The sequence below is a fragment of the Bifidobacterium sp. W8104 genome (genome assembly GCF_016100735.1).
Lineage (GTDB): Bacteria > Actinomycetota > Actinomycetes > Actinomycetales > Bifidobacteriaceae > Bombiscardovia > Bombiscardovia choladohabitans.
The window spans coordinates 87,143-101,073 of sequence record NZ_JACFRW010000001.1; the positions used below are offsets into that span (position 1 = coordinate 87,143).

The 13,931-nt window shown below is 62.5% G+C and carries 9 protein-coding genes, 1 other RNA gene and 2 pseudogenes; 4 read left to right on the forward strand and 8 right to left on the reverse strand.

Features of this window, described 5'->3' with window-relative positions; all coding sequences use genetic code 11:
• Nucleotides 1–77: 77 nt before the first annotated feature.
• On the reverse strand, nt 78–1,532 hold the full coding sequence (locus tag H3U89_RS00365; protein WP_415873545.1) for an RNA polymerase sigma factor: 1,455 nt from the start codon (nt 1,530–1,532) through the stop codon (nt 78–80).
• Nucleotides 1,533–1,645: 113 nt separating this feature from the next.
• Nucleotides 1,646–2,254, reverse strand: a complete 609-nt coding sequence (locus tag H3U89_RS00370) for a DUF4192 family protein (RefSeq protein WP_198179212.1) — start codon at nt 2,252–2,254, stop codon at nt 1,646–1,648.
• Between the two features lie 176 nt (nt 2,255–2,430).
• Between H3U89_RS00370 and H3U89_RS00375 the strand changes: the two genes are divergently transcribed.
• Complete coding sequence (locus H3U89_RS00375) at nt 2,431–3,666, forward strand: polyprenyl synthetase family protein (RefSeq protein WP_198179205.1); 1,236 nt, start codon at nt 2,431–2,433, stop codon at nt 3,664–3,666.
• Nucleotides 3,659–5,890 carry a Stk1 family PASTA domain-containing Ser/Thr kinase gene (locus H3U89_RS00380; RefSeq protein ID WP_198179203.1) on the forward strand — a complete coding sequence of 744 codons (2,232 nt, stop codon included), beginning with the start codon at nt 3,659–3,661 and terminating at the stop codon, nt 5,888–5,890. Before H3U89_RS00375 ends, H3U89_RS00380 begins: the two co-directional genes overlap by 8 nt.
• A 17-nt stretch (nt 5,891–5,907) precedes the next feature.
• Here H3U89_RS00380 and H3U89_RS00385 read toward each other — a convergent pair whose 3' ends face one another.
• The gene (locus H3U89_RS00385; protein ID WP_198179201.1) at nt 5,908–6,603 is read right to left on the reverse strand and encodes a lysophospholipid acyltransferase family protein; all 696 of its coding nucleotides are present in this window, start codon (nt 6,601–6,603) and stop codon (nt 5,908–5,910) included.
• A gap of 48 nt (nt 6,604–6,651) precedes the next feature.
• Here H3U89_RS00385 and H3U89_RS00390 point away from each other — a divergent pair, with 48 nt between their 5' ends.
• Complete coding sequence (locus H3U89_RS00390) at nt 6,652–7,197, forward strand: hypothetical protein (RefSeq protein ID WP_198179199.1); 546 nt, start codon at nt 6,652–6,654, stop codon at nt 7,195–7,197.
• 96 nt (nt 7,198–7,293) lie between these two features.
• Here H3U89_RS00390 and trpD read toward each other — a convergent pair whose 3' ends face one another.
• The 4 genes and pseudogenes from trpD to hpf form a co-directional block, all read right to left on the reverse strand.
• A complete protein-coding gene (trpD, locus tag H3U89_RS00395) occupies nt 7,294–8,394 on the reverse strand; it encodes an anthranilate phosphoribosyltransferase (RefSeq protein ID WP_198179197.1) in 1,101 nt (366 codons plus the stop codon).
• A gap of 248 nt (nt 8,395–8,642) precedes the next feature.
• Nucleotides 8,643–8,828, reverse strand: a pseudogene (locus H3U89_RS08505) (SEC-C metal-binding domain-containing protein); the annotation flags it as partial.
• 230 nt (nt 8,829–9,058) lie between these two features.
• Nucleotides 9,059–11,567 (reverse strand): annotated as a pseudogene (secA, locus tag H3U89_RS00400) (preprotein translocase subunit SecA); the annotation flags it as partial.
• Between the two features lie 225 nt (nt 11,568–11,792).
• Nucleotides 11,793–12,467, reverse strand: coding sequence for a ribosome hibernation-promoting factor, HPF/YfiA family (gene hpf / locus H3U89_RS00405; protein WP_198179188.1), 675 nt, complete (start codon nt 12,465–12,467; stop codon nt 11,793–11,795).
• Nucleotides 12,468–12,644: 177 nt separating this feature from the next.
• Between hpf and rnpB the strand changes: the two genes are divergently transcribed.
• An RNA gene (gene rnpB / locus H3U89_RS00410) (RNase P RNA component class A) lies at nt 12,645–13,022 on the forward strand.
• 91 nt (nt 13,023–13,113) lie between these two features.
• Here rnpB and H3U89_RS00415 read toward each other — a convergent pair.
• Complete coding sequence (locus H3U89_RS00415) at nt 13,114–13,929, reverse strand: hypothetical protein (protein WP_198179186.1); 816 nt, start codon at nt 13,927–13,929, stop codon at nt 13,114–13,116.
• Nucleotides 13,930–13,931 lie beyond the last annotated feature (2 nt).

The window sequence follows — 13,931 nt, forward strand, 5'->3', positions numbered from 1 at the left end:
CGGTCGCTTACGCACCGATGACCATTTCTAGCAAGGAGGCCTCGACAGCATCCGGACCTCCCCGCCGGGCGCAGAGGTCACTGATCCAGGAAGTCACGCAGGGTCTGCGAGCGCGAAGGATGCCGCAGCTTGGACATGGTCTTGGACTCGATCTGGCGGATGCGCTCACGGGTGACCCCGTATACGCGGCCGATGTCGTCCAGGGTCTTGGGCTGCCCATCCTCCAGGCCGTAACGCATCTTGATGACGCCGGCCTCGCGGGGGCTCAGGGTCTCAAGCACCTGCTGGAACTGCTCCTGCAGCAGGGAGAAGGCCACAGCATCCGAGGGGGCGATGGCGTCGGTGTCCTCGATCAGATCGCCGAACTCCGAGTCACCGTCCTCGCCCAGAGGGGTATGCAGGGAAATGGGCTCGCGCCCGTACTTCTGGACCTCCTGGACCTTCTCGACGGGCATGTCCAGCTCACGGGCCAGCTCGTCGGGGGTGGGCTCGCGACCCAGGTCCTGCAGCATCTGACGCTGGACGCGGGAGAGCTTGTTGATGACCTCGACCATGTGAACGGGCACACGGATGGTGCGGGCCTGGTCGGCCATGGCACGGGTGATGGCCTGACGAATCCACCAGGTGGCGTAGGTGGAGAACTTGTAGCCCTTGGTGTAGTCGAACTTCTCCACCGCACGGATCAGACCCAGGTTACCTTCCTGGATCAGGTCCAGGAAGAGCATGCCTCTGCCGGTGTATCGCTTGGCCAGGGAGACCACCAGTCGCAGGTTGGCCTCCAGCAGATGGTCCTTGGCCTTCTTCCCGTCGTTGGCGGCCCACTTGAGCTCGCGGCGGCGCTTGAAGTCCATGCCCTCGCCTTCGGTGTCCAGCAGATGCTGGGCATAGAGGCCGGCCTCGATACGCTCTGAGAGGTCCACCTCCTGTTCGGCGTTCAGCAGGCTGACGCGGCCGATCTGCTTGAGGTAGTCCTTGACGGGATCGGCAGTGGCGCCGGCGGTGACCACACGACGCTTGGGGTTGCCTGAGGGAGTGACATTCTCATCGTCATCGGAATCGTCGACGACGAAGGCGCCCTTGACCTTGGCGGCGAGGGCATGGGCGGCCTTGCGGTCCTCCTCGGCCTCATCCTCGACCTGGTGGGCCTCGTCCTCCTCCTGATCATCCTCGTCGGGCTCGTCCTCCAGCTGATCCTCGCTCTTGTCCAGCTGGTCGTCGTCCTCCTGGTCCTTGAGCAGGTCCTCGTCGGGCTCCTGCTCCTCCGGCTGCAGGATGGGCTCCTCTTCGACCTTCTTCTTGGTCTTGGAGGCCGGGCGACGGTTGGTCTTGGCCGTCGAAGTGCTGGCAGTGGCGGTCTTGCGGGCTGCGGTCTTGCGGGCTGCGGTCTTGCGGGCTGCGGTCTTGCGGGACGCCTTGCTGCTGCTGGTCTTGGACCTGGTGGCGGTCTTGGTCTTGCCGGCGGTTGAACTGGTCCGGCCCTTCCCGGTATCCACTGCGGCTGTCTTGGCTGACTTGGTGTCCTTCGTGGCCAAATTCTCCTCCTGGATCATCCCACCCGCCGACACTGCTTTCAAGGCACAGCTATGGCAAGGTCAAATCTTAGACTCACTAAGTGAACCACCCCAGGGGGACGATTATTCCCGATTCAGCCCGATTGCCTCCAGGCCGGTTCGATGCCGCGGCCGATCAAAGCCAGGACGATGGCGGCCAGACTGCATGAGCGGTCGTCGGAAAGAGCTTCCTCGGCGAACCCGGATGCCCGGGATCCCCCACTCCACCAGTCGACGTAGGCCGCGACCGCCAGGGGCTGGGACCGAAACCCCGGCGGAACCTGATCAGCTATGGCTTCAAGCATGGCCAGCCCGGCCCGGCAACGCGGATGGTCCGGCCGCGTGGCAGGGTCCTTGAAGACCGCATCCAGAATGTTGCAGAGCACCGTCACATTGGACGCATCGTTGGGACGCACACACAGGTCCAGCAGCCGGTCAGCGTGCAGACCAGGCTCAGGCGCCAGGATTGACAGAATCAGCCCGTCGCGTATGGCCAGGGTTTCCTTGATGGCCACAGCCAGACGGTCCGCCGAGTCGGAGTCCAGAGGCGGGTGAGCCTGCTGCCGACCCCTCAAGCCGACAGTCCAGTCTGTCAAGGGTTGCTGGAGCCATCGCCTGTCAGCATCTTCCACGCCCCATCGTCGTCGACCCTCTCGATAGTTCTCCACCAGTTTTGTCATGCCGTGTTCATATGAATCGTTCATGCCGTCATCGCCTCCCATCCGCTCCCGGTCTGTGGTCCGGGGAGCCTGGGCACCATCCTGAACCAGCTGGAACCGTTAGGAAGGCCACAGCCGATCATGTGGTCAAGTGGGGTCACCCATCCACCAGGGGCCTTGCAGCCTGCCTGCTGGGCAGATATGCGGATAGGCTCTAAGACATGAAGAGCGTGACTGCAGCACGGGTCGAACAACGCATGGAGGAACTGCTCCGGAGTCAATGCGACCACCTGACTGCTCCAGAGCCCGGACCTGACCATCCCCTGGATCAGAACCCCTCACAGGGGGCTTTGCAGGAGGTCATCCACCAGGCAATCGAGGCAGGCCGTGGCGGCAAACGACTGCGCGCCCTCCTGCTCTGCGATGTCTGGCGGGCTCTGGAATCCGAGCAGAATCCGGACCGTGAACAGGCGGCAGTGGACCTTGCCTGCGCCTTGGAGGTCTATCAGACCAGCGCCCTGGTCCACGACGACATCATCGACGGCTCCCCCCGTCGTCGGGGCCGTCCTGCCGCCCATCTGGCCCTGAGCCGGTCGGCCGCCGGAAACGATCCAAGCGACCGTCTCCCCGCAGGCCCCGATGCCCGTGGCACCGGCCTGGGCATCCTCCTTGGCGACCTGCTGGCATCACTGAGCACAACCATGGCCCTCCAGGCGGCTGCCGGCCTGCCTCAGGAATCGGCCATCGGCAGAGCCTTTCAAGCCATGCAGACGGCCGTGGTCACCGGCCAGATCCTGGACATGGGTATGGAAGAGGCTCCACTGGACGATCCGAAACGCCTGCGCAGTCAGGCCCTGCACACCATGGCCTGGAAGACCGCCTCCTACACCACCATGGCCCCCCTGGCCCTGGGCCTGCTGGCTGCCGGAACGGACCTGGAAGGGCACAAAGATTCGGTACGCGCCCTGGGCCTGGATCTGGGTCTGGCCTTCCAGCTGGAGGACGATCTGCTGGATGTGGCAGGCGACGACCGCCACACCGGCAAACCTGTGGGAGGCGACATCCGTGAGGGCAAGCGGACCGTCCTCCTGGCCGACACCCTGGCCATGGCCGGCCCTAGTCAGGCCAAGGAGGTCCGCCGACTCTACGGTTCCCCGACCGAACGCCGCAAGGATGCCCAGGTGGATATGGTCCGTGACCTGATGCGCTCCTGCGGGGCCGTGGAAGCCAGTCGTCGACGCATTGCCGGTCTGTCCTCCCGAGCCCAGGCCCGAGCCCAGGCCCTGGCCGATGGTCTGCAGCTGTCGACAGAGGGCCGAGCCATCTTCCTCAAGGCCTGCAGACGCTTCCTGCCGCTTGCCACCACCGCCGGGTATCATGAACGTGTATCTTCCATTGATGCCGAGGCCGGTCAGGCCTCCGAGGTGCAGAGGGCCGGACAAGACGAGCATGAGTGAAGCGGACGAGAGGACCAGCGACCGGATCATAGACGGGCGCTACCGCATTCTGCGCGAGATTGCGCAAGGTGGCATGGCCACGGTCTACGAGGCTCTGGATCTGCGGCTGTCCAGGCATGTGGCGGTCAAGATCATGCACACCATGCTGGCCCAGGGCCCGCACAGGGCCCAGTTCGAGGAGCGTTTCCGCCGGGAGGCCAGGTCGGCGGCCGCCATCGCCAACCCCCACATCGTCCAGGTCTACGACACCGGCGTCGATCAGGGGCTGGACTACCTGGTCATGGAGTATGTCCACGGCATCAGCCTGCGGCGGGACATGGCCCGGCAGGGCGTCTATCCCCTGAAGGAGACCCTGCGGATCGTGGGCGAAATACTGGACGGCCTGGCCTCCGCCCACCGAGCCGGCGTCATCCACCGCGACATCAAGCCGGAAAACATCCTCATCAACGACCGCGGCCATGTGGAGATAACCGACTTCGGCCTGGCCCGCGCCGCCGCCCAGGCCACCCTGTCCTCCACGGGCATGCTTATGGGCACGGCCGCCTACCTGGCCCCCGAAACCATCGAGAACAATGAGGCCTCACCCCAGAGCGACCTCTATGCCGTGGGCATCATCGCCTACGAGATGCTGACCGGCACGGTCCCCTTCGCCAGCGACAACCCGGTGACCATCGTCTTCAAGCACGTCCACGAGGACGTCCCCTCCCTGGCCCAGGCCTGCCCGGGAATCGACCCATCCGTGGCCGCATTGGTCACCGGGCTGACCGACCGCTCACCGGAAAACCGCCCGGACGACGCAGGCAAGGCCCTGGAGAGCCTGAGGAAGGTGGTCAGGGGACTGGACCGGCAGGCCATGGACTACGTGCTGCCTGCAACAGCCACAGCGACCGCGGCAGCCGCAGCCAGCGGACAGCCCGGGTCCGCCAACCCTGAGATGACCGAACCGCCAAGGCAGGCAGCCACGGCACCCAGCGACGATGCCGAAGACGCAGCCACACAGACCATCGCTGCAGCAACCGAACCGGAGGATTCGGACACGGTCCTGAATGTGCCCGCCCCGCCCGAAACCGATGATGCGGACGCAGCGACCAGGCGCTATCGGCTCAACGACGTGGACACCCCCTCACGGGCAGAAACCACAACCGTCCTGCAGCCTCAGGACCCGACAGCATCCCCCGCCGATACAGGCCTCGTTCCGGCTTCCGTCCAGACCATGCAGCAAGGTGCCGAAACGGCCAAACCCAAGCACCGGCATAGGGGCCTGATCATCGCGCTGGTGGTTCTGCTGGTGCTGGCCCTGGCAGGAGGCGGCGGTGGCGCCTGGTGGTACTACCTGGGTCCGGGCAGCTATGTCGCCCTTCCCAAGCCGGACGACATCTCCTGCCCCGAGAATCAGGAGTGCAAGGTCATCGGCGCCGACTACGCCAGGTACGCCAGCACACTCAAGGTCGCAGGCATCGATGTCGACACCGACTACGACTTCAGCGACCAGGTGCCCAAAGGGGCCATCATGGCCGCGGATCCCGATACCGTCGGAGCCCATATCAGCAAGCGGGGCGGCAGTCTCAACCTGACCGTCTCCAAGGGGATTCGCCAGGCCACGGTGCCCAAGGACATCCTCATGCCGGACACCTCCAACGGCAAGGACCCCCTGCAAGCCCTGAAGGCGGCCGGGTTCGACAAGATCGACCATGACTCCTCCAAGGACCAGTACTCCATGGATATTCCCGAGGGAGCGGCGATTTCGGTGGAACCGGCCCCGGGAACCAGGACCCGGCATGATACCAAGGTCAGTCTGGTCCTGTCCAAGGGGCGGATGCCGGTGGCCATGCCCGACATCATCGGCAAGGCCAGGGATGATGCCAAGGCGGCCTTGGAAGCCCTCCGGCTCAAGGTCAACTACAGCGAGGACTGGTCAGACACGGTGCCCCGCAACCAGGTGATCTCCGCCTCCCACCAGGCCCAGGAACAGCTGCACTGGGGCGATGCGGTCAACGTGGTGGTCTCCAAGGGGCCGCAATTCATCAGCATGCCCGACGTGAAAGGCAAGAGCCAGGATGAGGCCACACAGATCCTGCAGGGATACGGGCTCAAGGTCAACATCTCCGCGCCACTGGGCAATCTGACCCACACGGTGCGAATCCAGGACCCCAACCCCGGCACCCAGGTCAAGGTGGTCAATGATGACGGTTCGCCGGCCGTCGTGACCCTGACTGTGGTCTGACCACCCTGTCTCTGCGGTCAGTCGTCAGCCAGCTCTTCCTTGTTTTCATGCGCCTTGATGACCTGGGCATACACATCCACGTAGCGCTGTCCGCTCATCTCCTGAATCTCCTGCATGATGCGGTCGGTCAGGTTGCGGATCTCCTCGTGGGTGAGGCTGTTGACCGGCACGTAGGGCACGTTGATGGGCTTGCCGAAGATGACCTTGGTCCTGCCCTTATGCGGAAGCACATGGCCGGGCTCCTGAAGCTGCCGGGTGCCGATGATGGCGGTGGGCACCACTGTCGTTCCGGTCTCGAAGGCCAGCCGCGCCGCCCCGGTGTGTCCACGGTAAAGTCTGCCGTCCGGGCTGCGCGTACCCTCCGGATGGATGCCGAAGATATGCCCGTGTTCAAGGATGGAACGTGCCGTTTCCATGGCTCCCAGCGACTTGGAGCCGCCCGACCTGTCGACGGGGAAGACTCCGACCGAGCTGAACCACCACTTCTTGAACTTGCCCTTTATCCCCTTGCCGTTGAAGTATTCGGCCTTGCCCATGAAGTGGATCATCCTGGGGCAGGTGATGGGCAGGAGGGCGTCGTCGATGACGGCCAGATGGTTGGAGGCGATGATGGCAGCCCCCTGCTTGGGAATGTTCCCCGTGCCTTCAACGGTCGGTTTGAACCAGGTACGCGCCAACGGACCGAGCAGTTTGACGAAGAACCAGTACAGCACAGAGACTCCTTGGTAGCGAATGCGTGCGGCCGAGGTTACGATGGTTCTATGACCGAGCACAAGCATAACGACGCCGGGAATCAGTATAACAGCGAGGCGGGAACCGGGCCCTCACAGGGGGACGAGGAGTGGGCGGACTTCCTGAATTCGCACGCTGACGAGCTGGGTTCCCTGGAATCGTCCAGGACGGCCAAGGAGTTCGAAAAGAAGGCCCGAAAGTCCGAGAAGAAGGCGGCGCTGAGGGCCGAGGACCTGAAGCGCGACTCCTTCGTCGGCGGCTCCGGACCACGCGATTTCCAAGGCAGCAGCTGGCTGGACACCGACGAGGTCATGGACCAGTCGTCGAACTTTGTGCCACCCAACCCCGATCTGAGCAACCTGGGCAGAAGGCATGCGGCCTTCATGATCATGACGGTGCTGGGCCTGATCTGCTTCTTCCTGACCATATTGATCCCCCGCTGGTCCGGCTTGACCGGCCTGCTGGCGGGACTGCTCCTGCTGATAGGCATCGCAGGACTGATCATCGACCGGAAGAACTTCCGCGACGATTCAAGCGGGCTCTTCGATGACGACGAACGGCACTACCGGCGATAATGCCGAGTGCCGCCATATCCAGGCCGCCAATACGTTCGGACCCCACTGGCAGAAACATCAGCCAGCGGGGTCCGAACAGGTTGTGCAGCCGCGAACCTAGACCAGGACAGGACGGCGTGTCCGTTCCTCTTGCCGGCAGCGGGACTGCGCTTCCTGGGCTCCGTGGATCCAGGCTGCCAGCAGGTCGGCCGCCCTCCCCTGGTCCACAACCTGGGTAGCCAGTTGGTAGGCCTGGGCAAACCGCACGCTCAGGTCGGCCTCGGGACCGGCATCGATCTGTGTGCCGTCGGCCACGATGGCCGAGGCCGCATTGAGCAGGGCCGTGGAACGCGAAGGAACCGACTTGCCGGCCAGGAAGTCCCTGACGACGCTGGCGTTGAAGGCGGGATCGCCACCGCGTAGGTCTTCCGGATTGACCGGGTCGAGCCCCAGTTCGCTAGTCGGGTCGAAGGTTCGCTCCTCCACCTTGCCCTGGTGGATCTCCCAGATGGAGACCGGGCCGGTCGGGGCCATCTCGTCAAGGCCTTCGACCGAGGTGTAGACCATGCCCTCCTGACCGCGAGAGGCATAGACCTGGGCCATCATGGGGCTCAGTTGGCGCTGGGCGCATCCTATGGCCACATAGCGCGGGTTGACCGGGTTGGTCAGAGGTCCCAGCAGGTTGAAGACGGTCGGAATGCCCAGCGACGAGCGGACAGGACCTGCAAACCGCATGGCGGGGTGGAAGGTCTTGGCGAAGACGAAGGTGATGCCGTAGCGATCCTCCATGGCAGCCACCTCCTTGGGCGGCAGATCCAGGGGAAGACCCAGCTGTTCCAGACAGTCGGCAGTGCCGCTCTTGCTGGATGCGGCCCGGTTGCCGTGCTTGACGATCCTGACCCCCGCAGCCGCAGCCACGATGGCACCCATGGTAGACAGGTTGACCGTCGCTGCCCCATCGCCGCCGGTGCCGACGATGTCGGTCACGTCGCCGCTGACCTTCAGCGGCACCGCATGGCCCACCATGGCCTTGGCAGCCCCCTCGACCTCCGGGCTGGTCAGTCCCAGGGCGGACTGCATGGACAGGGCGGCTCCCACCTGGACAGGGTCGGCATGCCCGTCCATCAAATCATTCATGCACCACTCGGCCTCATCCGCGCTCAGGTGCCGACCGGACACCAAGGAGTTCAGGACGGATTTCCAGCTAAGTGGCCGCATGATGACTCTTTTCCTTTGAAGAAGCGGGGCTGGATGCCCCGCTGTTTGCTCTAGGTTTACTGCCCTGCCCCTCCCTTGCACAAGACAATCCCATATTCTGGTCACTTTGCTACCAATATATGAAAGTAGGCAATCCAATATATGGAAACGGCCACCGCCCTTGTGAGCGATGGCCGTCAGTCAGATCGGCAACCCTAAATGTATCGGCAACCTTATCTGCAGAAGCCGCTAGTGATTATGCGAACCTGTCATTTCTTCTCGTTCTGGCCGTGGCACATCTTGTACTTGCGTCCGGAACCACAGGGGCAGGGGGCGTTGCGGGGCGTGCCCGGGAAGGTGCGGCCATCAGACCAAGGCGAGTGATCCTCTACGGCCTTGGGCCTCTTGTTGGCAGGGACCTTGCCCTCGGCATGGCTGATAGGGGCAGGCCCGACCGGGGCCGGAGCACCCTCGTCAGCGGCATCCTCAGAGGCATCCTCCTCTGAATCCTCCTGGATGCTGCCAGCCGGAGCACCCTCGTCATGCTCCTCGGCAGTCTCGTCGATGTCGGTGGTCTCGTCCTCGGCATCAGGCTCTTCAGGCGCCTGGTAGTTGACCGGCTCGGACTGGCTCTCCTCGTTCTCCTTACGCTCCTCGCGAGCGCGCCGCTCGTTCTCCTGGCTGGCCGCGATCTGCTTGAGGTCCACGTTGAAGAGCAGCTGCACGGTCTGCTCCTTGATGGCGTCGATCATGGAGTTGTACATCTGGTAGCCCTCGCGCTGGTACTCGACCAGGGGGTCACGCTGACCCATGCCGCGCAGGCCGATGCCGTCCTTCAGGTAGTCCATCTCGTAGAGGTGCTCACGCCACTTGCTGTCCAGGACGGAGAGGACCACCTGGCGCTCCAGCTGCCTGGAGCCCTTCTCGCCCAGCTCGTCCTCACGCTGCTGGTAGATGGAATCGGCATCCTCCACCAACTTGTCCGCCAGAGCCTTGACGGCCTTGTCGCCCTTCAAGCCCTCCAGGGAGTCCATGGTCTCATCCTGGTCGAGACTGACCGGGTAGACGGAGGCCAGCGCCTTCCAGAGTTCGTCGGCATCCCAGTCCTCGGGCTTGTCCGAGCCCTTCTGCGCACCACGGATGTATGAGGTGATGGTCTCGCTGATGAAGCGGAGGATGTCCTTGTGGATGTCCTCGCCCTTGAGCACCGCCTGACGCTCACCGTAGATGACCTGACGCTGCTTGTTCATCACGTCGTCGTACTTCAACACGTTCTTGCGAATCTCATAGTTGCGGGATTCGACGGACTTCTGTGCGTTGCGCACGCCCTTGGTGACGGTCTTGGACTCGATGGGCTCCCCCTCCGGCATGCTCTTGGAGGACATCATCCGAGCCACCAGCTGAGAATTGAACAGACGCATCAGGTCGTCCTCCAGGCTCAGGTAGAACCTGGACTCGCCGGGATCGCCCTGACGGCCTGAACGGCCGCGCAACTGGTTGTCGATACGGCGGGATTCGTGCCGCTCGGTGCCCAGTACGTACAGGCCTCCCAGCTTGACGACCTCCTCGTGCTCGTCCTTGACCTGCTCCTTGACTGAGTCCAGCATCTCGGGCCAGCGCTTCTCATACTCCTCAGGGGTGTCGTCGGAGGAGTAACCCTGCTCCTTGAGCTTCTGATCGGCAAGGAACTCCACGTTCCCGCCCAGCATGATGTCGGTGCCACGCCCTGCCATGTTGGTGGCCACGGTCACGGCCCCCTTGCGCCCTGCCACGGCCACGACCGCTGCCTCGCGCGCATGCTGCTTGGCGTTGAGGACCTGGTGGTCGATGCCGGCCACGTCCAGCAGGGAGGAGACCACCTCGGAGGACTCCACCGAGGCGGTGCCCAGCAGGATGGGCTGGCCCTTGGCATGCCGCTTGGCCACATCACGGACGATGGCGGTCAGCTTCTCCTTCTTGGTGCGGTAGATCAGATCCGGCTGATCCTTGCGGATCATGGGCTTGTTGGTGGGAATGGGCAGCACGCCCAACTTGTAGGTGTTCATGAACTCGGCGGCCTCGGTCTCGGCCGTTCCGGTCATTCCCGCCAGCTTGTCATACATGCGGAAGTAATTCTGCAGGGTGATGGTGGCGAAGGTCTGGTTCTCGGCCTTGACCTCCACGCCCTCCTTGGCCTCGATGGCCTGGTGAAGGCCCTCGTTGTAGCGGCGGCCCTTGAGCAGACGGCCGGTATGCTCGTCCACGATCAGGACCTCACCGTTCTGGACCACATAGTCGCGGTCGCGCAGGAAGAGCTCCTTGGCCTTGATGGCGTTGTTCAGATATCCGATCAGGGCGGTGTTGGCGGGCTCGTAGAGGTTGTCGATGCCCAGGTAGTCCTCCACCTTGGTGATGCCGGGGTCCAGGATGCCAACGACCTTCTTCTTCTCGTCGACCTCATAGTCCTCATCCCTGGTGAGCCTGGGGACCAGCTTGGCGAACTGCCGGTACCATCGGGTCACGTCGCCCTCGGCGGGTCCGGAGATGATCAGAGGAGTTCGTGCCTCGTCGATCAGGATGGAGTCCACCTCGTCCACGATGGCGAAGTGGTGGCCACGCTGGACCAGCTCGTCCTTGTCCCAGGCCATGTTGTCGCGCAGGTAGTCGAAGCCGAATTCGTTGTTGGTGCCGTAGGTGATGTCCGCCTGGTACTGCTTGCGGCGCTCGGCGGGGCGCTGGTCGGTAATGATGCAGCCCACGCTCATGCCCAGGAAGCGGAAGATGCGCCCCATGAGCTCGCTCTGGTAGGAGGCCAGGTAGTCGTTGACCGTGACCACATGCACGCCCTTGCCCTCCAGGGCATTCAGATAGCTGGGCAGGGTGGCCACCAGGGTCTTGCCCTCGCCGGTCTTCATCTCGGCGATGTTGCCCCAGTGCAGGGCCGCGCCGCCCATCAGCTGGACGTCAAAGTGCCGCTGGCCCAGGGTGCGCTTGGAAACCTCGCGAACCGTGGCAAAGGCCTCTGGCATCAGGGAATCGAGAGATTCGCCGTTCTCAAGTCGCTGCTTGAACTTAGGCGTCTGACCCTTGAGTTCCTCGTCGCTCATGGCCGAGATCTGATCCTCGAAGGCGTTGGTCGCCTTGGCCACCCCCTGAAGCTTGCGAATCTGACGACCCTCGCCCATACGGAGGACCTTGTCCAAGACTGCTACCACGTTGCGCTCCCTACCGTTCTTTTATGGCCCTAGCACGCCCTCAGCTGACGTAGGCCCAGACCTTGATTATCTTACGCGAATGCACCGATTTTCTCGAAACCGATGGTTCCGCAAACCCGGCTGCGGCCTTGGCAGCCGGACCGGGCATTGAAGAGGGCAATCCTCCGGAGGCCAGGCCAACCTGCCGCCGGGGAATCGCCCCGCAGTTCAATATCCGTTTTACTGTTACTTCTTCTGGCCCACATGCTCAGGCGTATCGATCTCGAAGACGCCGTAGCTCCAACCGTGCCGACGGTAGACCACCGACGGCCGCTGGGTCTCCTTGTTGACGAAGAGGAAGAAGTCGTGGCCGATCAGCTCCATCTCGTAGAGTGCCTCGTCGATGCTCATGGGCTCTGCGATGTGCAGCTTGCGGCGGATGACGATGGGGGTGTCTCCCACCTGCACTTCGACCGACTGACCCGGTGCCAGGTCCGAAGCCACGGCGCTCTGGGCGCTGTTGTCCGGGTTGGACTCCTGGCCCTGATCGCCCTCATCGCCTGCCTGCTCATCCACGGGCAAATCGGCGGGCAGGGGCGGATGCTCCAGTCCACGGCGGTGGTCCTTGCGGCGGTCGCGGACCCGGCGCAGACGCTGGGTCAACTTGTCCAAGGCCATATCCAGTGCACTGAACTCGTCGGCGCTGGAAGCCTCGGCGCGGATTACGGTCTTGCCGGCCTGGACCGTGAGCTCCACCCTCTTGGCACTGTCAGCCTGGCGGGGATTGCCTTCATGTGTCAGAACGACCTGGATGCGCTGGGCATCGGGGGCGATGGCCGTCACCCTGTTCATCTTGCTGTCCACAACGTCGCGGAACCGCTGCTTGATTTGGGTATGTCGACCGGTAATGACGATCTCCATGGGAATCTCCTTGCACTCGTGAGCGGATGAACCGCTTGTGCGATGGCGGACTTGGTCACCATCGACTGTGCTTCCGATTGTATCCGAAGAGCAGGGCTGACTCACTGATTGAGCTTGCGGCCAGAGCGGGATCATGACCGCTGGTTCGGTCGTTCAGTTCCGCTATGCTGTATCCCCGAGACCTCTCGGATGGCCGCGGTCCCTCCTCCTGGGAAGGGCTGAGGAACTTCCGGGCTCCACAGAGCACGATGGCGGATAACGTCCGCCCAGGGCGACCTGAGAGATAGCGCAACAGAGAACAGACCGCTCGCCTGGTAAAGGCGGGCAAGGGTGAAACGGCGGTGTAAGAGACCACCGGGTCGACGGTAACGCCGACCGCATGGCAAGCCTCATCGGGAGCAAGGCCAAGCAGAAGGCATTCAGGGGCTGCTCGTCCCGCCTTCGGGTAGGCCGCTAGAGCCTGGCGGCGACGTCAGGTCGAGATGGATGGCCATCCGTCTTCCGGATTTTCATCCGGTCGATGACAGAACCCGGGGTATATGAGAGGTCTCATTTTCTTCCCCTCAGCTGCTTTGATGCTTGCAATCATTGGAAAGCGGCTATCGAGTATTCCGTTTTGAAGCTAAAATTCAGGCGGTATCTTCAATCAAGCATCACTTGAAAGTCGATACTCAACGCATCTCTTCCACGGACACCATCCCTTTGTATAGTGATCGCCATTACTGAAGTCTCTAAGCAAACCAGGATCAAGCGAATTGATGAAGGATGCTTTGGCAATGCGAGTCACGCAGTAGATTGATATGCGAGAAGCGCCTGCCTCTTTGAGGCAAATACTGGCTGATTGCGCTGTGCTTCCCGTCACCCATGAGTCATCAATCAGAAGCACGTGGCGTAAGCAGCTTGCTTCTACAAAGCTGGCAATCGAGAAGGCTTTTCCATCCAGACTACGGGTCTTGGCCTTGTTGGCCCGCAACGTCACTTCAGGCATGAAAGGAATCAACCCTGCCACCAACTGATGGAGGGGGTGCTCCTGGCCATATCGTTTTGAATTCTTCGTCGATGGAATCACAGCCCACGCTGTTACCGGCGAGTTCACCTGCTCACCTATGCAAGAAAAGTGCCCAAGGATATGCAGAGCAAGTATGGACGCGACGATTGTTCGGTGCTCCTCGGCAGAGGGCAATTGCTCTTTGTAATCGTGGATGACTTTGTAAGTCTGTCCCCATTCTTCAACAGCATAAAAACCACAGGCTATGCAGTCGGCTAACTGAGTCTGACATCCTCGCCTTTGTGCTTCATGCAAGGTCTGATTGCAGGACCAGCACTTATCGTATTGACTTTGTTTGAAACCACCGCAGGTTGCACATACGTTATCATGTTTTGAATGGTAAACGACAGGCTTTAAATAGCTGCCAGCTTTCCCCCGCAGCAATTGATCAAGTCTGATTTTCTGGTTATCCATGT

Bases quoted from the DNA above. Each gene is read 5' to 3' on its own strand.
- H3U89_RS00370 (WP_198179212.1), bottom strand. From the start codon at position 2,254: ATGAACGATTCATATGAACACGGCATGACAAAACTGGTGGAGAACTAT.
- hpf (WP_198179188.1), bottom strand. From the start codon at position 12,467: ATGGAGATCGTCATTACCGGTCGACATACCCAAATCAAGCAGCGGTTC.
- H3U89_RS00375 (WP_198179205.1), top strand. From the start codon at position 2,431: ATGAAGAGCGTGACTGCAGCACGGGTCGAACAACGCATGGAGGAACTG.
- H3U89_RS00415 (WP_198179186.1), bottom strand. From the start codon at position 13,929: ATGGATAACCAGAAAATCAGACTTGATCAATTGCTGCGGGGGAAAGCT.
- H3U89_RS00390 (WP_198179199.1), top strand. From the start codon at position 6,652: ATGACCGAGCACAAGCATAACGACGCCGGGAATCAGTATAACAGCGAG.
- trpD (WP_198179197.1), bottom strand. From the start codon at position 8,394: ATGCGGCCACTTAGCTGGAAATCCGTCCTGAACTCCTTGGTGTCCGGT.
- H3U89_RS00380 (WP_198179203.1), top strand. From the start codon at position 3,659: ATGAGTGAAGCGGACGAGAGGACCAGCGACCGGATCATAGACGGGCGC.